Source organism: Pseudomonas sputi (assembly GCF_021603585.1).
GTDB classification, from domain to species: Bacteria; Pseudomonadota; Gammaproteobacteria; order Pseudomonadales; family Pseudomonadaceae; genus Aquipseudomonas; species Aquipseudomonas sputi.
The window spans coordinates 41,092-60,894 of record NZ_BQHI01000027.1 but is presented as its reverse complement, the minus strand read 5'-3'; the positions used below and the strand labels follow the sequence as shown (position 1 = coordinate 60,894).

The following is a 19,803-nucleotide window of genomic DNA, read 5'->3' as shown; positions in this document are numbered from 1 at the left end:
TGTAGGGGAGGGATGTATGAACAGGATCATCAACATCATCGGCGTCTGCCTGCTGGCGATGGCCGGCGCGCTGCTCACGCTGAGCGAGATTGCCCTGGCGCAGACCGATGCCGGGCAGGTGCTGACCCGCGACGGCGTGTCGATCACCTTCAACCTGAAGCCGCTGGCCAGCGACGGCCAGTTGCGCGAGGGCGAGTTCGCTGACGTGCAGTTCCGGGTCACCGACGGCGCGTCAGGCCAGCCGTTGTCCGGTGTGGCGCCGGGGGCCTGGATCGATCCGCAAACCCTGGCCGCCGATCAGGCCCAGGGCCGCGACCAGAGCTGCAAGTCGCGGGTCGGCACGTTCCTCAAATCCAGCATCGGCGCGCGGCCGCTGCTCGACCTCAACAGCTATTTCCTGCTGGTGATGAATCGCGATGCCAGCGTTTCGGTGGTCGATCCGTCAGTCTCGGTCGGCGGCATCACCAGCACGCTGGCGCGGATCGAACTCAAGCAGTCGCCGATGGACTGGGTCACGCCCAAGGACAACAAAAAGGTCTTCGTGTCGATGCCGACGGCGGGGGAAGTGGCGGTGATCGACAGCGAGCAATTCAAGGTCATCGACTCGGTGGCCGCCGGCAGCCAACCGGTGCGGGTCGCCCTGCAACCGGACGAGCGCCTGCTGTGGGTCGGCAACAACGCGAGCAAGGTTGAAGAGTCCGGGGTCACGGTGATCGACACCCAGAGCCTCAAACCGCTGAAGCACCTGGCGACCGGTCGCGGCCACCACGAAATCAGTTTCAGCAAGGACAGCCGTTTCGCCTTCGTCAGCAACCGCGACGACGGCACCCTCAGCGTGATCGACATCGCCAGCCTGAGCCTGCTGCAACAGGTCAAGACCGGTTCCAGCCCGTTGTCGGTGGCGTACTCGCCGCTGTCCGGCGCGGTGTACGTGGCCGATGGCAAGGACGGCACTGTCACCGTGATCGACAGCAACAGCCGCGCCGTACGCCGAGTGATCAAGCTGCAACAGGGCCTCGGCCCGATGGGCTTCAGCGCCGACGGTCGTTTTGGCGTGGTGCTGAGCACGGTGGAAAACCGCGCCACGGTGATCGACGCGGCCAACGATTCGGCGATCCATGACCTGGAGGTTTCAGCCGAACCCTATCAAGTGGTGTTCACCCAGGCTTACGCCTACGTGCGCGGGCTGGCCTCGCCGAAAGTCACCATGATCAACCTGTCTTCGCTGGGCGAAGGGCGCCAGCCGATTACCCAGGGTTTTGAAGCCGGGCCGCAGCCGCCACGGCTGGCCGGGGATCTGCCGCTGGCATCGAGCCTTGCCGTTTCACGCGATGACAACGCGGTGTTCGTGGTCAACCCGGTGGACAACACCACCTATTTCTACGCCGAAGGCATGAACGCGCCGATGTCCGGTTACCCCAACCGGGGGCAGATCGCACGCGCCGCGCTGGTGATCGACCGCAGCCTGCGCGAGGTCTCGCCGGGCCTCTACAGCGCACGGGTGAAACTGCCGGCGGCGGGGCGTTTCGACGTGGCGTTCCTGCTCAATCAGCCGAACATCATTCATTGCTTCACCGCCCAGGTGGCGTCCGACGGCGCGCCTGAAAAACACCTGGGCGCGGCGAAAGTCGAGTTCCTGCTGGACAAGACCGCCGTGGCCCTCAACGACCCGTACGTGGTGCGCTTTCGCATCGTCCAGGGCAAACAGAAGATCCAGCGCAGCGGCGTGAAAGACGTGCAGTTGCGCTACTTCCTCGCGCCGACTTCCCGGCCCCGTGAAGTGGCCGCGCTGGAAGTCGCCGACGGCGTGTACGAAGCGCCGGTGACCCTCGACCGCAGCGGCGCCTGGTACCTGCATGTGCGCGCGGCCTCGCTGGGCGCCGCTTTCGACGACAAGACTTTTGCCAGTGTCCGGGTGCTGCCCGGCCAGACCCAGTGACGAGGAAACGACCATGAACCGATTTGCATCCCGTGGCCTGCTGACCCTGTGCCTGTTGGCCGTCGGCATTCAGCAGGCCAGCGCTCACTCGGCGGACGAGCATGCCGGGCACACCCCACCGGCCACTAACAGCCAGGAGCACGCCCAGGTCAAGTTCGCCAACGTGCCGTTGCTTGACCAGAACGGCAAGACCGTGCACCTGGAGCAGGATCTGGTGCACAACAAGATCGTCGTCATGAGCTTCATCTACACCAGTTGCACCACGGTCTGTCCGGTGGTTTCGTCGATCATGGGCAAGGTGCAGAAACAGCTCGGAGCCCGGGTCGGCACCGAAGTGCAGCTGGTGTCGATCAGCATCGACCCGCAGCGCGACGACCCCAAGCGTCTGCAGGATTACGCCCGCACCTTCCAGAAAGGCCCCGGCTGGAGCTGGCTCACCGGTTCACCGCAATCGATCACCGCCACCCTCAAGGGCCTCGGCAGTTTCAGCGGCGACTTCAAGAATCATCAGCCGCTGATCCTCGTCGGTGACGGCAACAGTCGCCACTGGACGCGCTACTACGGCTTCACCGACCCGGCAATGCTGGCCAAGGAAGTCGAGAAACTCAGCGGCCTGCGCACCCACGCCAAACACACCGCGATTGCCATGGAGCAACAACCATGAGAACCCTGGACTGGATCACCCTGACGGTGTGTTTCTGGATTTTCAGCGCGATGGCGTGGGCCCATGAAGATCATGCCCAGGCCGCACCGGCAACGGCCAGCGCTGCTGCGGCGCCGGCGAAAGGCACCCACGACGCGAAAACCTGGTTCACCGACACGCCGCTGCTGGATCAGAACGGCGACGTCCAGCGTTTCTACAGCGATGCACTGCACAACCGCGTGGTGCTGCTCAACGTGATCTTCACCAGCTGCAATGACGCCTGCCCGCTGATCACCCGCAAGCTCAAGGAAGTCCGTGAGCTGCTGGGCGACAAGGCCGACGGCATCACCTTCATTTCCCTTACCAGTGATCCGCTGCGCGACACGCCGGCGGTGCTCAAGGCTTACACCTTGAAGCAGGGCGCCGATGACCCTCACTGGCTTTTCCTTACCGGCGACAAGGCGCAGATGGATCTGGTGCTGGGCCGCATCGGCCAGATCGTGCCGACGCCCGAGCAGCACTCGACCCAGTTGATCGTCGGCGACGTGGCCAACAAACGCTGGAGCAAAATCCGTCCCGACGCCCCGGCCGCCGCCATTGCCCAGCGCTTGCAGCTGCTGACAATGCCCGTGGCCGGCCGCTGAGTCCGCGCCATGAACCTTGGCCGCATCGTCACCCTGATCCTGCTCGCTGGCGTCAGCCTTGGCGCGGCCGCGTTGCCGCTGACCGATGAAGAAAGCGCTGGCAGGCGCCTGTACCGCGAAGGCCTGTCCGCCAGCGGCGAGCCGATCATGGCGCGGGTCGGCGCGGCGGATGTGTTGCTGCCGGCCACCAGCCTGCCGTGCGCCAACTGCCACGGCGCCGACGGCCTTGGCCGGCCCGAAGGCGGGGTGCGTCCGCCGGAGCTCAACTGGTCGCGGCTGACCAGCACTCACGGTCAGCAACAGGTCAACGGCCGCAACTACCCGGCCTACACCGACAGCAGCCTGGCGCGGGTCATCCAGCAGGGCCGCGATCCCGGCAACAATCGCCTCGACCCGAGCATGCCGCGCTTCCTGCTGTCGATGAAGGATCAGCGCAACCTCACCGCGTACCTCAAACGCCTGGCCGATGACCGCGATCCGGGGCTCGATGACCAGACCTTGCACCTGGGCACCTTGCTGCCCAGCCAGGGGCCGTTGGCCGAGGAGGGCGCCACCATCGCGGCGGTGCTCAACGGCAGCGTGGCGCGGATCAATCAGGCCGGTGGCATTCACGGCCGGCAGTTGCGCTTGACCGTGGCCGACCCCGGCCCGGATCGCGCCAGCGCCGAACAGGCCCTGCAACGGCTGATCGAGGAAGAGCAAGTCTTCGCCCTGATCGCACCGCTGGCCCCGGCACTGGACAGCGAACTGGCGCCGCGTCTGGAGCAGTCGGGCGTGCCGCTGATCGGGGCCCTGTCGCTGCTCGGCCCGGTACAGGCCAGCCCGCAGATTTTCGAACCCTTGCCGGGCCTGCGCGAGCAACTGATCGCGCTGGCCGACTACGCCACCGCCAGTCTGCGGGTGCTGCAAGGGCCGACGCTGATTGCCTATCCCGATGACCCGGCCCAGGCGCTGGCGGCGCAGACCCTTGGCCGCTATCTGCAGGAGCATGGTTGGCAAAAGGTCCAAGTGCAGACCTACGACCCGGCGGCGGACAGCTTGCCGCTGGGCTCACGCTCGGTGTTCTACCTGGGCAGCGGTGTTGGTTTCAGCCGGCTGGCAGCCGGATTGCAGAATGCCGGGCAGGTGCCGTACCTGTTTGCGGCGTCCAGCCAAGTGGGGGGGGATCTGCTGCAAATGCCGGAAGGGTTTTCCCGGCGGGTGTTTCTGGCGTATCCGTTCGTGCCCAGCGACTGGACCCAGGCCGGGCGCATGGCGCTGACGCTGTTGCGCGAGCATCAAGGTCTCGGCGCCCAGCATGCGGTGCTGCAAGTCGGCGCCTACGCCTCGATGCAGTTGTTCAGCGAAGGCATGAAGCAGGCCGGTCGCGACGCCAGCCGCGAAAAACTGGTGGCGGCCCTCGAAGGCCTGCACGACTTCGACACCGGCCTGACCCCGCGCCTGAGCTTCGGCCCCGGGCGACGATTGGGCCTGAGCGGGGCGCATGTGGTGACCATTGATTTGCCTGACCAGCGTTTTTATCTGGTCGCTCCCTACAAACCGATTCTTGCCACGCCCTGACCGGAGGCCCTGATCATGAAGCTCAAAACCCTGTGTTGGCTGCTGACAGGCTGGTTGTCGGTGGCGCTGGCGAACAATGAACCGGTGGCCGCCCGGGTCAATGGCGAGGCGATTTCCGAGTTTCGCCTGGAACGCTATTTCGCCGAGTACCTGGAGGATCAGGGGCGCGCCGTGGCGAGCATCCGCAACCCCAAGGCCTATAAACAACTGCGTCAGGCCGCACTGGATACGCTGATCGACAAGGAATTGCTCTGGCAGGAATCGCGCAAGCGCGGGGTAACGATCGATGAGCAAACGGTGCGCGAACAGGTCGAACGGACCCGCACCGCCATTGGCGGCACCGATAAATTCCTCCAGCGTTTGCAGGACGCCGGTTTCGACGAGGCTTCATTCACCGAGTACACCCACCGCGAATTGGCGGCGCAGCGGATGTTTGCCGAACTGACCCAGGTCCAGGCCCCGGACGAGCAAACGGTGCGAGCGTTTTTCGAGCAACACCGCGCTGAAATGGGTGCGCCGGAGCAGGTGCAGGCCCGGCACATTCTGATCAAGGTCGCCGGCGATGCCGATGCCGCCACGGTTGAAGCAGCGCGGCTACGCTTGGAGGAGTTGCGTGCGACTATCGCAGGGGGGCAAACCTTTGCTAGCGTCGCCCAATCGGGTTCGCAAGATGTCACCGCCAGCCAGGGCGGGGACCTGGGGTATTTCGCCCGTGGGCAAATGGTGCCGGCCTTCGAAGCGGCGGCGTTTGCCCTCAAGCCTGGTGAAGTCAGCGAAGCGGTGCGTACGCCGTTCGGCTGGCATTTGATTTTTGTCGAGAACCACAAGGAGGCGGCCGATGTCCCAGAGGAGCAAGGGCTGGAAACAGTCAGGGCGTACCTCGCCCGACAGCAACAGACCCAGGCTCGTCGTCAAGTGCTCGCGCAGTTGCGGGCGCAGAACAGGATCGAACGAATTGACGATGACTGAAGGTTCCCCCCCAATAGTGGGGAATGGCTTCGATGCCCATTCAGGTGCTTCCCCGTTTCTGGGGAACGGGGTACCGGGACGAGCGGGCATTTCCATTCAATTCAAGGACATGAAGACAAGAAAATACCGGCACTCAGCCTGGCATGAAGTGTGCGTTACCTCCTGTGAGGCGCACTCCAGCAGGTTCAGTTTTCGGACTTGCGGGTTTCAAGGAGTCCACCTTGGTTAACAAAGTACTGGTTGTCGAAGACGAACAGCTGCTTGCACAGAACCTTCAGGATTATCTGTCGGCGCAAGGGCTGGACGTCCGGATTGCACATGACGGCGCAGAGGGAATCGGCCTGGCCGAGACTTTCGCTCCTGACGTGCTGGTGTTCGATTACCGCTTGCCCGATATGGAAGGGTTCGAGGTGCTCGACGCGGTCCGCCAGAACAGGACGTGTCATTTCGTGCTGATAACGGGTCACCCGACCGCTGAAGTCTGTGAGCGGGCGCGGCAACTGGGGGTCAGTCACATCCTGTTCAAACCGTTTCCTTTGGCGGAACTGGCCCGAGCTGTCTGCGACCTTCTGGGGATCCAGCGCGAAGCGAAACCCGGTGCGAGCCCATCCGAAGGCTTCGTCGAACGACGCCAGAGCAGGACCGAGAGCTTCCCGTTGCAGTTGTACGATGGCAGTTGGGTGCTGGCGGACCGCCGACGAAACCGGTCGGAGGCCATGGCACCGGACGACGATCAAATGCTCACCGGGGAGTAATGGCGCGATAGACGTTCCGGCACTCGCCGAACTCGCCTCCCGCGCCGTCAGGGCCTCAAGCCCCGGGTGTTGGAGAGCAAGCCATGGATCGTCTGTCCGTTGTCGTCGAACCGCTGTCGGTCACCCCTCCCCAGGAGGCACAGACCCCGCCGCGCTTTTCCAGTGAGCAACTGGCCCAGGCCCGGGCACGGGCCAGCACTTCCGGGGAGCGGGTGCTCGATGCGCTGGCCGTGCTCTGTGAGCTGGCGCCGATGCCGTTCATTGCCAGCCTCGGCGCCACCCTGCATTACCCGGTGCTCGACACCGACACGCTGTTTCTGGCGGCGCCGGTGTTCGACCGGGTCACCCTCGCGCAATGCCTCAAGCGCGAATTCATCCTGCTGCGCCACAACGACGAAGTCATCGGCGTGTTCGCCGACCCCTTCGACACCGCGCGCCTGGCCTGGATCGACGAATGCCTGCACGGCGCGCCGTTGTACCTGGTGCACGCCGATGACCTGAAGGCCTATCTGGCCCGCCACGAAGAAAGCTTCCACGCGGTGGAGTCGCTCAACGCCCAGGCCGATGCCGGCAGCGAGACCGACACCCTGCAAAGCCTGTCCCTGACCAGCATCAGCGAAGATTCGAGCGTGGTGGTGAAACTGGTCAACTCGACCCTGTACGACGCGCTGAAAATGCACGCCAGCGACATCCACCTCGGCACCACCGGCCAGGGCCTGGTGATCAAGTACCGGATCGACGGCGTGCTGAACAACATCGGCAAGATCCAGGGCAGCGAGTTCGCCGAGCAGGTGATTTCGCGGGTGAAGGTCATGGCCGAACTGGACATCGGCGAAAAACGCGTGCCCCAGGACGGTCGCTTCAAGATCGGCATCAGCGGCCGGCAGATCGACTTCCGGGTGTCGATCATGCCGAGCATCTTCGGCGAAGACGCGGTGCTGCGGGTGCTGGACAAACAGGACCTGGCCGACAAGGTCTGCGGTGTGCAACTGCAAGCACTGGGCTTTGAAGACGAAACCCTGCGCCAGTTGCGTCGCCTCGCCGCCGAACCCTATGGCATGGTGCTGGTGACCGGCCCCACCGGCAGCGGCAAGACCACCACGCTGTACGCGATGATCACCGAGATCAACCACGGCGTGGACAAGATCATCACCATCGAAGACCCGGTGGAATATCAGCTGCCGGGCGTGCTGCAAATCCCGGTCAACGAGAAAAAAGGCCTGACCTTCGCCCGGGGCCTGCGTTCGATCCTGCGCCACGATCCGGACAAGATCATGGTCGGCGAGATCCGCGACCCGGACACCGCGCAGATCGCCGTGCAATCGGCGCTCACCGGTCACCTCGTATTCACCACCATCCACGCCAACAACGTGTTCGACGTGATCGGCCGCTTCACCCAGATGGAAATCGACCCTTACAGCCTGGTCTCGGCGCTCAACGCGATCCTCGCCCAGCGCCTGATCCGGCTGGTGTGCAGCAGCTGCAGCACGCCGGTCAACCCGAGCGATGAAGAACTGCGCGCCTCGGGCCTCGACCCACTGAAAGTCGATCACTACCACTTCGTCCACGGCAAGGGCTGCGGCCACTGCCGGGGCAGCGGCTATCGCGGACGCACGGCGATTGCCGAACTGCTGCACCTGGACGACGAACTGCGGCAAATGATCGTCGAGCGTCAACCCATCACCCAGATCAAAGCCCTGGCCTGCGCCCGTGGTTTGCGCCTGTTGCGCGAATCGGCGCTGGAGCTGGTGGAGCACGGTCGGACCACGCTGGAGGAGATCAATCGTGTCACTTTTATCGCGTGATCACTTTATCGCCGTGCTCGGCGCCAGCGGTGTCGGCCTCGGCCAGCGCCGGGGCAACGACACCCTGTGGCTGGGCAGCGTCGGCTACATCGACGAAGGCTTCCAGAGCTACGCGGTGGCGCTGGACACCCTCGACCGTCTGCTTGGCGAACACACCCGCGCCGGTGCCGAGCTGAGCGTGGTCATCTCCGGTCACTTCAGCCGTTTCTGCCTGGTGCCCTGGAGCGAGCAGATCAGCAGCCCCGAAGAACTGCGCGGCTTCGCCCAACTGTGTTTCGAGGACCTGTTCGGCGCCCCGACCCAACCGTGGAGCCTGGTGCTGTCGGCCGAGCCCGCCGGGCATGACCGGATCGCCAGCGCCTTGCCGCAGGATTTGCTGGAACGCCTGCGCACGCTGGTTACGGGGCGCGGTCTGCGCCTGCGTTCGGTGCAGCCGTACCTGATGACTGCGTTCAACCGCTTCGACAAAAGCCTCGATGCCGGCGACTTCCTGTTCATCGTCGCCGAACCGCAACGCAGCGTGTTGCTGCTGGCAAGGGAAGGGCGCTGGTCGTCGGTGCGCTCGGTGGGCGGCAGCGACAGCGACGCGGCGCTCAGCGCCTTGATCGGTCGCGAACGGCAACTGCAAGCCTCCACCAGCGAACGCGCCTTCAACGTTTATCTGCACGCCCCGGCGCGCCTTGATGCGCAACCGGAGGTGGCGGGGGTGCAGCTGCGCACCCTCGAAGACAACTCGATGACCGTGCATGACGCCTTGTACGTCATGTCCCGGGCGGTGGCCTGACATGCGCGCCTTGAACCTCGACTTCCAGCCTCGTCCGCGTTCCGGCCCGTTGGGCTGGAGCCTGCTCGGCGGTGGCGTGATCCTCGCGCTGGTGTGCTTCAGCGTGCAGCAGCACCTCGGCGATCAGGCCGAACAACAGCACGGTCACTTGCAGCACACCCAGCGCCAGCTCACCGGCGACAGCGGCAGCAAGACAACGCTGAGCCCGGCGGAAACCCGCGAGCAGGCGCAAAACCTCGCCGAAATGCGCAAGGTCTCGCAGCAACTGCGCCGCCCCTGGGAACGCCTGTTCGCCATGCTCGAAGCCATGCCGCGCGACGACATCGCCTTGCTGACCCTGACCCCGGATGCTCGCAAGGGCCAGGTACGGATCAGCGCCGAAGCGCGGGATCTGCAAGCGATGCTGGATTTCCACAAACGGCTGGAGGCCAGTGACGAGCTGTCCGACGTGTCGCTGCTGAGCCACGAAATCGTCGTCAAATCGCCGGAGCAACCGGTGCAATTCAACCTGTCGGCGACCTGGGAGATGGGCGATGCGAATCCCTAGACTGATCGTTCACGAATACCTGCAAGGCCTCGGCGTTCCGGGTCTGGCCGGTCTGGCGCTGCTGCTGGTCACGGTTGTCTGGGCACTCGGCGGTTTGCTGCCGGGCTGGCAGTCGCTGCAACAGCTCAGCCAGCAAACCCAGCAAGCCACCGAATACCTGGCCAGGGTCGAGGACGGCAGCATCGCGCCGCCGGTGGTGCCGCAGCGTCAGCTCGATGATTTTCGCAACAAGCTGCCGGCCCAGCCGCAAGCCACTGTCGCCATCGACCGCATCTATGCGTTGGCTGCGCAGGAGCACATCACCCTGGCGCGCGGCGAATACGCCCTCGGCGTCGATCCCAAGACCCATCTGGCGCGCTACCAGATCCTGTTGCCGGTGCGCGGCAGCTACCCGCAACTGCGCCGCTTCCTGCACGCCTTGCTCGGCCAGTTGCCGGCAGTGGTGGTGGAAGACGTCGAGTTTCAACGCAAGAAGATTGCCGACACCGACCTCAGCGGCCGGATCCGTATGACCCTCTACCTGTCGAGGTCGTGATGGACAGCAAACGCATAAGCGGCTGGGTGGCGTTCTTCGGCGTGGCGGCGGCGCTGGCCTGGTTGCCGGACTATTTCTCGCCGAGCGACGAGGCGGATTCGATCGAAGTCGCCGTGGCCAGCCCGGCAAAAGCCACCGCCCGTGGCGCCTTGCCCGCCAGCAGTGCCAAGGCCAATGCGGCGCCGATCAAGGACCTGAGCCCGGCCGGCGACCTGTTTGCGAGCAAATCCTGGAAGGCCGCGCCGATCCTGGCGACGGTCACCGAACGAGCGATCAACCCGACCCCGGTGGTGCAAGCCCCGAGCCTGCCACCGGTGCCGTTTCAGTTCGTCGGCAGGCTGCATGACCGCAGCGACCTGCAGGTGTTCTTGCAGGACGGCGAGAAAATCTACGTCGTGCGCAGCGGGGATGTGATCGACGACACCTGGAAGATTGCGGCGATTTCCGATGTGGAACTGAGCCTGGTCTACCTGCCTTTGCATTTGTCGCAGACCTTGTCTGTGGGGAGTACGCAATGAACAGATCCCGTTTGCTGATGAGCCTCGGCCTGTGTGCCGGGCTGGCCGCGTGCAGTTCCGCGCAGGTCGCCAACAAGGAAGCCGCCGACCTGATCGATCAGGGGCAGTACGAGGCGGGCCTGGCCCGGATCGAGGAAGGCTTGCGGGAAAATCCGCGCGACACCGAGCTGCACCTGCTGCTCAACAGCGGCCGCGCCAAGGCGATCACCGCGCTGCTGACCTCCGGTGACACCGACCGCGCCCGTCGCGATTTCGCTTCGGCCCGCACCGCCTATAGCCGGGTGCTGACCATCGAGCCGAACAACCGCCGCGCCCAGGATGCCCTGCGTCAGCTCGACTACCTGCGCAGCATGGACGAGAAACTCGAACTGGCCCGTGGCGACCTGCGCCGTGGCGACATCTACGGCGCCGACCGCCAGGTCAAACAGATCCTCGAACTTGACCCGAAAAACGACGGCGCGCTGGAGCTGCAAGGCAACATCCGTCTGGTGCAGAGCCGCAACGTGATCCAGTACCCGCAACTGCGCACCCGGCTCGATCGCCCGGTGACTCTGGAGTTTCGCGACGCCAACCTCAAGACCATTTTCGAAGTGCTGTCGCAGGTCGCCGGCCTCAATTTCATCTTCGACAAGGACCTGCGCCCGGACATGAAAGCCACGATCTTCGTGCGTGACGTGCGCATCGAAGACGCCGTGCAACTGCTGCTGCAACAGAACCAGCTGCACCAGAAAGTGGTGAACGAAAACACCTTGTTGATCTACCCGGACTCGCCGCAGAAGCTGAAGGATTACCAGGAGCTGGTGATGCGCACCTTCTACCTGACCAGCATCGACGCCAACACTGCGCTGAACATGATCAAGACCATGCTCAAGACCCGCGACGTGTTCGTCGACGAACGCCTGAACACCCTGACCATGCGCGACACCGAAGACGCCGTGCGCATGGCCGAGAAACTGCTGCAATCGCAAGACCAGTCCAATCCGGAAGTGGTGCTGGAAGTGGAGGTGATGGAAGTCGCTACCCAGCGCATTCTCGACCTCGGCCTGCAATGGCCGAACACCTTCGGTGTGGTCAACAGCGACGGTTCGGCGGTGACCATTCTCGATCAACTCAAAGGCATCAACTCCAGCCGGATTTCCATCTCGCCGTCGCCACAGGCCAAGATCAATGCCCAGGACAACGACATCAACACCCTGGCCAGCCCGGTGATCCGCGTCAGCAACCGCGAACAGGCGCGCATCCACATCGGTCAGCGAGTGCCGATCATCAGCGCCACGTCGGTGCCTTCCACTCAAGGCCCGGTGATCACGGAAAGCGTGACTTACCTCGACGTCGGTCTGAAGCTCGAAGTGCAGCCGACCGTGCACCTGAACAACGAAGTGGCGATCAAGGTCGCGCTGGAAGTGAGTAACGCCACGCCACTGGAGCCGACCCGCCAGGGGACGATTCCGGTGCAGGTCGACACCCGCAACGCCCAGACCTCGCTGCGCCTGCATGACGGTGAGACCCAGATCCTCGCCGGCCTGATGCGCAACGACCACGGTGCCACCGGCAACAAGATTCCGGGCCTCGGCGACATTCCGGGTCTGGGCCGGCTGTTCGGCAGCAACAAGGACACCATCGGCAAATCGGAACTGGTGCTCTCGATCACGCCACGGATCGTGCGCAACCTGCCGTACCAGAGCCCGTCGGACATGGAGTTTTCCACCGGCACTGAAACCAGCATGCACATCCAGGCGCCGGACCGTTCGCAAAGCTACTCGATGCCGGCGCCTGCCGCGCAGCCTCGTGCAGTCGGTGACGCGGCCGTGGCCACCACCCGTGTCACTGTCGAGAAGCCTTGATCATGAACGCCTCCCAGCGCGGTTTTACCTTGATCGAAGTCGTGGTGACGCTGGCCCTGATCGGCCTGCTGGCCGGCATGGCCGCGCCGCTGACCGAGACCCTGGTACGGCGTGGCAAGGAGCAGGAACTGCGCACCGCGCTGTATCAGATTCGCGATGGCATCGACGCCTACAAGCGTGCCTTCGATGCCGGCTACATCGAGAAATCCCTGAACAGCAGCGGCTATCCGCCGAACCTGAAAGTGCTGGTCGAAGGCGTGCGCGACGTGCGCAGCGCCAAGGGTGCGAAGTTCTACTTTCTGCGCCGGATACCGCGGGATCCGCTGGTGCCGGCCAAACGTGACGACAACGGCGGTTGGGGCCTGCGGGCCTACAACAGTTCGGCCCAGAACCCGCGCGATGGCGAGGACGTGTTCGACGTCTACTCCCTCGCCAGGGGCCGTGGCCTCAACGGCATCGCGTACCGCGAGTGGTGATTCTCATGCGCCGGGAAAAGGGGTTTACCTTGCTCGAGCTGATGGTGGTGATGGCGATCATCGCGACCCTGATGACCATCGCCCTGCCGCGCTACTTCAACAGCCTTGAGGCCTCGAAAGAGACCACGTTGCACCAGAGCCTGTCGGCCATGCGCGAGGCGCTGGATCACTACTACGGCGACACCGGGCGCTATCCCGACTCCATCGAACAACTGGTGGAAATGCGTTACCTGCGCAACGCGCCGGTAGACCCGATCACCGAACGCAATGACCAATGGGTGCTGATCGCGCCCCCGGACGGTGTGGCGGGCGGCGTTGCCGATATCAAGAGCGGAGCGACCGGGAGGGCGCGTGATGGCAGCCAGTATTCCGAGTGGTAAGCACGCGGAGCAGGGTGGGTTCACCTACCTGGGCGTGCTGTTCCTGATCGTGATCATGGGCATGGGCCTGGCCAGTGCCGGCGAGTTGTGGTCGACCGTGTCGCGCCGCGACCGCGAGAAGCAACTGCTGTGGGTCGGTACCCAGTATGCCCAGGCGCTGCGCAGCTACTACCGCAGTTCGCCGGGGCTGGCGCAGTACCCGAAAGAACTGGCCGACCTGCTGCAGGACGAACGTTTTCCGCAAGCTCGGCACCATCTGCGCCAGCTCTATCCGGACCCGATCGGTGGCGGCGAATGGGCGCTGCAACGGGGTTTCGACGGACGCATCACCGGCATCAACAGCCCGTCTACCGAGGTGCCGTTGAAGCAGGCGGACTTCCCGGCGCAATGGTCGGACTTTGAAGGTATGCAGCGTTATTCGGACTGGCAGTTCGTGGCCGAGAAAGCCTTCCTCGATGGCACCAACGGCCCGGCCAAAGGCCAGTCAGCGCTGCCGCAGGCGTTGCAGCCATGAGCCGGCAAGGGTGGTGCGCGTTGATCCTCGCGGTCGTGGCGTCTTTCGCCAGCGCCGGCGAGGAAGACGAAATGATGGGCTTCATCGTCGACGACACGATCTCGCACATCGGCCACGACTTTTACTACTCGTTCAGCGAGCGCCTGCGCGACACCAGCCGCATGGATTTCAACCTGGTGGTGCGCGAGCGCCCCGACGCGCGCTGGGGGAGCCTTGTGACCGTCGAATATCAACAACGCCTGGTGTATCGGCGCTTCCTGCCGCCGAACATCGTGGAACTGAAGGACGAGGCCTACGCGGCCGCCGATTCGGTTCGACTGGAGGTGGTCCGGCGCAAGCTGGAAGCCTTGTTGCAGGACACCACCGACCTTGAGAAGGACGAACTATGAACACGACAACGTTCTCACGGCGCAGCGGATTCTGGATCTCGGGGTTGTTGATCGGGCTTGCCAGCGCCGCGGCTGTCCAGGCCACCGAACTGGTCTACACACCGGTCAATCCGTCGTTCGGCGGCAACCCGCTCAACGGCACCTGGCTGCTCAACAACGCCCAGGCGCAAAACGACCACGACGATCCGGACCTGAAAAGCCGCACGGCGGTGGCCGGCACTTCGGCGCTGGAGCGCTTCACCAGTCAATTGCAGTCACGGTTGCTGGGGCAACTGCTGGACAACATCTCCACCGGCAACACGGGGAGCCTGTCCACCGACGCTTTTATCGTCAACGTCGTTGATGACTCGGGGGCACTGACGATTGAAGTGACCGACCGTGCGAGCGGCGAAGTTTCTGAAATTCAGGTGAACGGCCTCAACCCATGACGGGATGACGGTTCCGGGGAGCGATGGACATGAAAAAAATAATTGCGCTAGGGCTGATGTTGGCAGCATTACAAGGGTGCAGTCTGCGCGAGCCGATGCCGGCCGAGCAGGACACCGACACCCCGACCCTGACCCCCAGGGCCTCGACCTACTATGACTTGCTGAAAATGCCGCGACCCAAGGGCCGGTTGATGGCGGTGGTGTACGGCTTCCGTGACCAGACCGGGCAGTACAAACCGACGCCGGCCAGTTCCTTTTCCACCAGCGTCACCCAGGGCGCGGCGTCGATGTTGATGGACGCGATGCAGGCCAGCGGCTGGTTTGTGGTGCTCGAACGCGAGGGGCTGCAGAACCTGCTGACGGAACGCAAGATCATTCGGGCCTCGCAGAAGAAGCCGAATACGCCGGTGAATATTCAGGGTGAGCTGCCACCGTTGCAGGCGGCGAACATGATGCTCGAGGGCGGGATCATTGCCTATGACACCAACGTGCGCAGCGGTGGGGAAGGGGCGCGGTATCTGGGGATCGATCTGTCCCGTGAGTATCGGGTCGATCAGGTCACCGTCAACTTGCGCGCGGTGGATGTGCGCAGCGGGCAGGTGTTGGCGAATGTGATGACCAGCAAGACGATTTATTCGGTGGCGCGCAGTGCGGGGATTTTCAAGTTTATCGAGTTCAAGAAGTTGCTTGAGGCTGAAGTCGGGTATACGACCAATGAGCCGGCGCAGTTGTGTGTGCTTTCGGCGATTGAGGCGGCGGTGGGGCATATGGTGGCGCAGGGGATTGAGCGGCGGTTGTGGCAGGTGGCGGGGGATGCTTCTACGCCTTCGCAGGATGATGTTTTGAATCGGTATTTGACTCAGAACAAGGTGGATCCGGAGGCCGAGTGAACTTGGCGGCCTTTGGGCCGACCAGGTTCTCTGGGTGGTTTGGGTGAATATCCGTTTTTTTGGGTGTTGCTGCTGGCGGTTCCGCTCTTACAGCGGGTCACTTTGGCAAACGCCCCAAAGTAACCAAAGGTCTGGGCCCCGGCGTTCGGCCCCTCGCTGGGGCTCGGGGTTCCTTCGCTCCGGGATTCATCCGGGGGCATCGCCTACGGTTTGCTTCGCTGCACCTCCTCTCGATGCATGCGGCTTCGCCGCACGGTCGCTGCGCTCCCACCCCCGGATGAATCCCTCCACTCAGCCTTCCGAAGGGGCCGGCACGTCAAAAGCTTTACTCGAGCTAACGCTCATTGTGTTGAGTGGTGAGAAGCGAAAAGCAGAAAGCGGACTGCTTTTGCTTTGATCGTTCCCACGCTCCGCGTGGGAATGCAGCCCGGGACGCTCCGCGTCCCATTCTCGAATGTTTAAAAGTTGTGTCTGTTTTAGCGATCCTTCCCACAAGGTTTTCAGGTTGTCCGTCGGAAGCGCGGGCTCTAGCCTGTTTCGGTCGCTGCCAATTCAGCGGCCGGGCCTGGAAACCCGGGAATGTGAGAAGGCGAAAACGCTGTTCATAACGTATGCTGCGCACCTTCATTGTGTGCACGCTGTTATGGCGGCTGTACGCGGGAGACATTTATGTCTGCCGGGTCGCGTTCTCCCCGGATTTCCAGCCTGCGTACGGCTGCCACCCATTCTTCCTGGAAGTCGATTGGGCCAGCTGCAACTATCAATGAGAACGAAATGATCATGAAGAAACCAACACCCAACCCACCCGAAAACCAAGCCCATTCCGAAAGCGACCCAACTTCCCCATACACCTCCACCCACTCCAGAAAACTCCACGAAGCCGCCGAGCGCGCCCTGGACCATTACCTCTGCCCCGGCGCCCACATCATGGGCAGCGTCAACGAACCCGCCCCGATGTACCTCGCCAACCCGGCCTACAACACCGAATCCCTGCTCGCCAACGCCAGCGAATCCCTGGGCTCGGCCAGCGAAATGCTCAACAACTTCGCCGCCACCCTCGACCCCGCCCACCGCAAGACCGCTCTGGGCATCGCGCAGATCCTCATGCTGGGTGAACTGGCCGTAAATCAGGCCTTGGATCACGTCGAGCTGAAGGGCTGATCCAGCAAGTCCCCAATAAAAAACGCGACCCAGCAACGGGGTCGCGTTTTTCACATACAAACTGGAGCCACCATGGATCCCCTGATCTCCACCATCGTTTCAGACTTCGAAAGCGAAGAGCAGGCCCCCCAGCTATGACCGTTGGTTGCGTGCCAAAGTACAGGCTTCAATCGATGACCCACGACCCAGCATTCCGAATGCGCAGGTGATGGCTGAAATGTCGGCCCTGATGGAGGACAAACGAAGAAAGCATGAGGCGGGGTGAGTGCTTTGCGTTGGCAAGGTGAAAAGTAGAAAAGCGCAATACCGATTTTGGCTACGCTAATGCTTCCTGGCGACTAACTATTTTTGAGGAGCGCATGGACCTTTCACCACCACGGGAAATCGACAGCGCTACCTATGCAGAATTCTTGGGCCTGTGGGAAATGGGTTCCTTTGATAATCAGCGATTGGGACAAGCCTTCTACAATCATTTCCGTCTCCATCGGTTAACCGATCAGGCTTTGTTGCATGGGCTTTACGAGGCAGACGGCAAGAAGGCTCGAGCCGCTATAAGTCGTATATTTCATCTCAATTAGCATCAGCCCTTTTGCGCATCGATTCCATCAAGGCATGTATCTCGGCCATCACCTGGTCATGCGGGATGTTCGGACGCGGATCATCGAGAGAGGCCTGTACTTCGGCCCGAAACCAACGGTCGTAACTCGCAGCCTGCTCCTCGGGATCAAGATCCGAAACAACCGGGCACAGTGGGTCGAACGGTATCGCTGTCGTCGCTGTCTGGATGAATTGCATGTAGGCCAAGCTCCATGGGGATCAAGTTGTCCCGGCAAATCCTAGAGCCTGCACTTCCGACGGCCAACCGCCAGAATTCGTCAGAAAACTCCCTGAATTTCTGAAAACGTTCCGTTTTCCGTAGGACGCCACTCAAGCGTCAGCGCAAAAAAAACCGCGACCTCAAGATCGCGGTTTTCCAACACTCAACACTTACTGCTGCAACACCGTCGCCTGGTTAGCCGACCCGAACTGCTGAATGGTCGCGGTCTGTGTCATCCCGCTCTGGTCCACATTGGCGAAGTTTCCTGTCCCGCCCTGGGTCACATACGCCACGTTCATGGTGTCAGTCTGTTTCACGGTGATCATGTTGTCGCTGCCGTACAGCTGCGCGGTGTACGCCTGGTTGCCGGTGCCGGACTGGTCGAACTCGGCGCTGTTGCCCGAGCCGTTCGACGAGCCCTGAACCAGGTTGGTGGTGCCGCGCTGGTCGGCGATGAGGATGTTGTCGCTGCCGTTCTGATCGAAGTACAGCTCGTTGTAGGAATCGGCCTGGCTGACCGTCGTCTTGTTGCCGGTGCCGGTCTGGTGGGTGGTCATGATCTGGCCGATGCCGTCCTGGGTGAAGCTGGCAATGTTGCCGTTGCCGGCCTGGGTGACGGTGGCGCGCTGGCTGCTGCCGAACTGGCCGCCTGACTGCGGGCCTTTCCAGTTGCTGGCGTAGACCTTGTTGTCGTTGCCCACCGATGTGGCGTTGAGGGTGTGGCTGTCGCCGTTCTGGTAGGTGAAATGCACGTTGCCGTTGCCGACCTGGTACAGCGCCAGGGTCGAGTTGACCGATTCGAACTGGTCGGCATAGATGGCGTTGGTGTTGCCGACCTGGGTGACGGCGGCGGTGTTGTTTTCGCCGAAGCTCTGGTCGACCACGGTTTCGTTGCTGTCGCCGTACTGGTTGACGGTGGCCTGGCTTGCCAGTTGCGAGTCTTGCCAGATTTCGGTGCCGTTGAGGTTGCCGAACTGGTTGATGGTGATGTTGCCGCCGGTGCCGTTGCGCTGGTCGCCGTAGGCGTAGTTGCCTTCGCCGGCCTGGTTGATGCCAATCTGGCCGCCGTTGTGCAGCACTTGTTCGGCGGTGCCGTAGTTGGCGGTGCCGTACTGGGTGATCACCGAACTGTTGCCGGTGCCTTCGTACAGCTGCTCGATATTGGCTTCGTTGCTGTCGCCGAACTGGAAGGTCTTGCCTTCGCTGCCGTTCTGCGAGTCCTGGTAGACGAACGAGAAGTTGCCGGTGCCTTGCTGTTGTTGCAGCGCCTGGTTGCCGGCGCCGAAACCGAGGGACTGGCTGGCGTGGGTGGTGTTGAAGGCGCCGGTCTGTTGTTGGGTGATGGTGCTGTTGTCTTCGAACAGCTGTTCGGCGTAACCGGCGTTGTAGTCGCCGACCGCGTCCTGGGTGATGACGCTGGTGGCGGTGTCCTGCACGGCGGCGGCGTTGTTGCCCTGGCCCACTTGGGTCTGGGTCGCGGTGCTGAACGGGGCCTGGGTCTGCTTCACATCGGCGATGTTGGCGGTGCCGAGCTGGCTCTGGGTGGAAATGCTGTCGTCGGCCATGGCCTGGGCACTGATCATGACCAGGATGGCGGCGGTGAGGGGTGTCAGTTTGAACATGATGAACTCTCCGATGATTGCAGTGCTTAGCGATATTGCTTGACCGAAACGCTCATGCCGTTGCCCGACTGGGTCACGGCGCTTTGCAGCCCCGTGCCGGCCTGCTCGATGCTGGCGTCGTTGTTGTTGCCGTTTTGCGAAATCTGCGCGCGGTTGTGGCTGCCGGTTTGCGTGATGGACGCGGCGTTGCCGGAGCCGGTTTGCGTGATCAGGGCCATCAGGTCGCTGCCTTGTTGCAGGATGTACGCCTCCTGATTGCTGCCCGACTGCACGATCCTGCCCAGCAGCGACTGACCGTTCTGCGACAGCAGCGCGAGGTTGACCTGGCCGTTCTGGTCGATCAGCGCTTGCTGGCCCACGGGGGGCGGCAGTTCGCCGAGATCGGCGCTGTTGGGCGCCAGGTCGTCGTTTTCCATCAGGTCGTCGGCGCGCACGCCCGCACTGACGCACAGGGCGAGCAGGCAAAGCAGGGCGGCGGTCGGCGTGTTCATGGTGTTGTCCTGTTGTGTTTTGTGTTGCTCAAACCTGAAATCGTGGTTGAGTCAGCCCCACCCACCCCGCGCCAGGCGGTGTGGGTTGGGTG

General features: G+C 63.0%; 23 protein-coding genes and 1 pseudogene. 21 read left to right on the top strand and 3 right to left on the bottom strand.

All coding sequences use genetic code 11. The features are described from left to right. Window positions 1-16 precede the first annotated feature (16 nt). The 21 genes and pseudogenes from L6D81_RS25110 to L6D81_RS25010 all read left to right on the top strand — a co-directional run bounded on the left by L6D81_RS25110 (window position 17) and on the right by L6D81_RS25010 (window position 17,359). The gene (locus L6D81_RS25110; protein ID WP_236182358.1) at window positions 17-1,939 is read left to right on the top strand and encodes a YncE family protein; all 1,923 of its coding nucleotides are present in this window, start codon (window positions 17-19) and stop codon (window positions 1,937-1,939) included. Window positions 1,940-1,952: 13 nt separating this feature from the next. After that, a complete protein-coding gene (locus L6D81_RS25105) occupies window positions 1,953-2,603 on the top strand; it encodes an SCO family protein (RefSeq protein WP_236182357.1) in 651 nt (216 codons plus the stop codon). Beyond that, entirely contained in the window at window positions 2,600-3,226 is a 627-nt protein-coding gene (locus L6D81_RS25100) for an SCO family protein (RefSeq protein WP_236182356.1), read from the top strand. The genes L6D81_RS25105 and L6D81_RS25100 overlap by 4 nt, the downstream gene beginning before the upstream one ends. A 9-nt stretch (window positions 3,227-3,235) precedes the next feature. Further along, window positions 3,236-4,786 carry an ABC transporter substrate-binding protein gene (locus L6D81_RS25095; protein WP_236182355.1) on the top strand — a complete coding sequence of 517 codons (1,551 nt, stop codon included), beginning with the start codon at window positions 3,236-3,238 and terminating at the stop codon, window positions 4,784-4,786. Window positions 4,787-4,801: 15 nt separating this feature from the next. After that, window positions 4,802-5,755, top strand: coding sequence for a peptidylprolyl isomerase (locus L6D81_RS25090; RefSeq protein WP_236182354.1), 954 nt, complete (start codon window positions 4,802-4,804; stop codon window positions 5,753-5,755). Window positions 5,756-5,976: 221 nt separating this feature from the next. After that, window positions 5,977-6,510 carry a response regulator gene (locus L6D81_RS25085; RefSeq protein ID WP_236182353.1) on the top strand — a complete coding sequence of 178 codons (534 nt, stop codon included), beginning with the start codon at window positions 5,977-5,979 and terminating at the stop codon, window positions 6,508-6,510. An 83-nt stretch (window positions 6,511-6,593) separates the two neighbouring features. After that, window positions 6,594-8,315 carry a GspE/PulE family protein gene (locus tag L6D81_RS25080; protein WP_236182352.1) on the top strand — a complete coding sequence of 574 codons (1,722 nt, stop codon included), beginning with the start codon at window positions 6,594-6,596 and terminating at the stop codon, window positions 8,313-8,315. Then, window positions 8,296-9,099, top strand: a complete 804-nt coding sequence (locus L6D81_RS25075; protein WP_236182351.1) for a hypothetical protein — start codon at window positions 8,296-8,298, stop codon at window positions 9,097-9,099. The genes L6D81_RS25080 and L6D81_RS25075 overlap by 20 nt, the downstream gene beginning before the upstream one ends. A gap of 1 nt (window position 9,100) precedes the next feature. Next, window positions 9,101-9,646 carry a PilN domain-containing protein gene (locus L6D81_RS25070; protein ID WP_236182350.1) on the top strand — a complete coding sequence of 182 codons (546 nt, stop codon included), beginning with the start codon at window positions 9,101-9,103 and terminating at the stop codon, window positions 9,644-9,646. Beyond that, the gene (locus L6D81_RS25065) at window positions 9,633-10,181 is read left to right on the top strand and encodes a GspMb/PilO family protein (RefSeq protein ID WP_236182349.1); all 549 of its coding nucleotides are present in this window, start codon (window positions 9,633-9,635) and stop codon (window positions 10,179-10,181) included. Before L6D81_RS25070 ends, L6D81_RS25065 begins: the two co-directional genes overlap by 14 nt. Next, complete coding sequence (locus tag L6D81_RS25060) at window positions 10,181-10,699, top strand: hypothetical protein (RefSeq protein ID WP_236182348.1); 519 nt, start codon at window positions 10,181-10,183, stop codon at window positions 10,697-10,699. The genes L6D81_RS25065 and L6D81_RS25060 overlap by 1 nt, the downstream gene beginning before the upstream one ends. Continuing rightward, the gene (locus L6D81_RS25055) at window positions 10,696-12,543 is read left to right on the top strand and encodes a secretin N-terminal domain-containing protein (protein ID WP_236182347.1); all 1,848 of its coding nucleotides are present in this window, start codon (window positions 10,696-10,698) and stop codon (window positions 12,541-12,543) included. The genes L6D81_RS25060 and L6D81_RS25055 overlap by 4 nt, the downstream gene beginning before the upstream one ends. A 2-nt stretch (window positions 12,544-12,545) precedes the next feature. Continuing rightward, window positions 12,546-13,019, top strand: a complete 474-nt coding sequence (locus tag L6D81_RS25050) for a type II secretion system protein (RefSeq protein ID WP_064378909.1) — start codon at window positions 12,546-12,548, stop codon at window positions 13,017-13,019. A 5-nt stretch (window positions 13,020-13,024) separates the two neighbouring features. Continuing rightward, window positions 13,025-13,399 (top strand): type II secretion system protein, encoded by a 375-nt coding sequence (locus L6D81_RS25045; protein ID WP_236182346.1) that lies wholly within the window; start codon window positions 13,025-13,027, stop codon window positions 13,397-13,399. Then, complete coding sequence (locus L6D81_RS25040; RefSeq protein ID WP_236182345.1) at window positions 13,374-13,913, top strand: type II secretion system protein; 540 nt, start codon at window positions 13,374-13,376, stop codon at window positions 13,911-13,913. Before L6D81_RS25045 ends, L6D81_RS25040 begins: the two co-directional genes overlap by 26 nt. After that, window positions 13,910-14,302, top strand: coding sequence for a curli production assembly/transport protein CsgE (csgE, locus tag L6D81_RS25035; RefSeq protein WP_236182344.1), 393 nt, complete (start codon window positions 13,910-13,912; stop codon window positions 14,300-14,302). The genes L6D81_RS25040 and csgE overlap by 4 nt, the downstream gene beginning before the upstream one ends. Further along, on the top strand, window positions 14,299-14,730 hold the full coding sequence (locus L6D81_RS25030; RefSeq protein ID WP_236182343.1) for a curli assembly protein CsgF: 432 nt from the start codon (window positions 14,299-14,301) through the stop codon (window positions 14,728-14,730). Before csgE ends, L6D81_RS25030 begins: the two co-directional genes overlap by 4 nt. Window positions 14,731-14,759: 29 nt before the next feature. Next, a complete protein-coding gene (locus L6D81_RS25025) occupies window positions 14,760-15,620 on the top strand; it encodes a CsgG/HfaB family protein (protein ID WP_085607704.1) in 861 nt (286 codons plus the stop codon). 780 nt (window positions 15,621-16,400) lie between these two features. Continuing rightward, on the top strand, window positions 16,401-16,781 hold the full coding sequence (locus L6D81_RS25020; protein WP_236182342.1) for a DUF6124 family protein: 381 nt from the start codon (window positions 16,401-16,403) through the stop codon (window positions 16,779-16,781). A gap of 72 nt (window positions 16,782-16,853) precedes the next feature. Then, window positions 16,854-17,046 (top strand): annotated as a pseudogene (gene relB / locus L6D81_RS25015) (type II toxin-antitoxin system RelB family antitoxin). Window positions 17,047-17,140: 94 nt separating this feature from the next. Then, on the top strand, window positions 17,141-17,359 hold the full coding sequence (locus L6D81_RS25010; RefSeq protein ID WP_236182341.1) for a hypothetical protein: 219 nt from the start codon (window positions 17,141-17,143) through the stop codon (window positions 17,357-17,359). Here the strand turns inward: L6D81_RS25010 and relB (L6D81_RS25005) are convergent. The 3 genes from relB (L6D81_RS25005) to L6D81_RS24995 all read right to left on the bottom strand — a co-directional run bounded on the left by relB (L6D81_RS25005) (window position 17,352) and on the right by L6D81_RS24995 (window position 19,711). Continuing rightward, window positions 17,352-17,576 (bottom strand): type II toxin-antitoxin system RelB family antitoxin, encoded by a 225-nt coding sequence (gene relB, locus L6D81_RS25005; protein WP_236182340.1) that lies wholly within the window; start codon window positions 17,574-17,576, stop codon window positions 17,352-17,354. The two genes, L6D81_RS25010 and relB (L6D81_RS25005), sit on opposite strands and share 8 nt — an antisense overlap. A gap of 192 nt (window positions 17,577-17,768) precedes the next feature. Beyond that, entirely contained in the window at window positions 17,769-19,220 is a 1,452-nt protein-coding gene (locus tag L6D81_RS25000; protein ID WP_236182339.1) for a curlin, read from the bottom strand. 26 nt (window positions 19,221-19,246) lie between these two features. After that, window positions 19,247-19,711 (bottom strand): curlin, encoded by a 465-nt coding sequence (locus L6D81_RS24995; protein ID WP_236182338.1) that lies wholly within the window; start codon window positions 19,709-19,711, stop codon window positions 19,247-19,249. Between the last annotated feature and the right edge of the window lie 92 nt (window positions 19,712-19,803).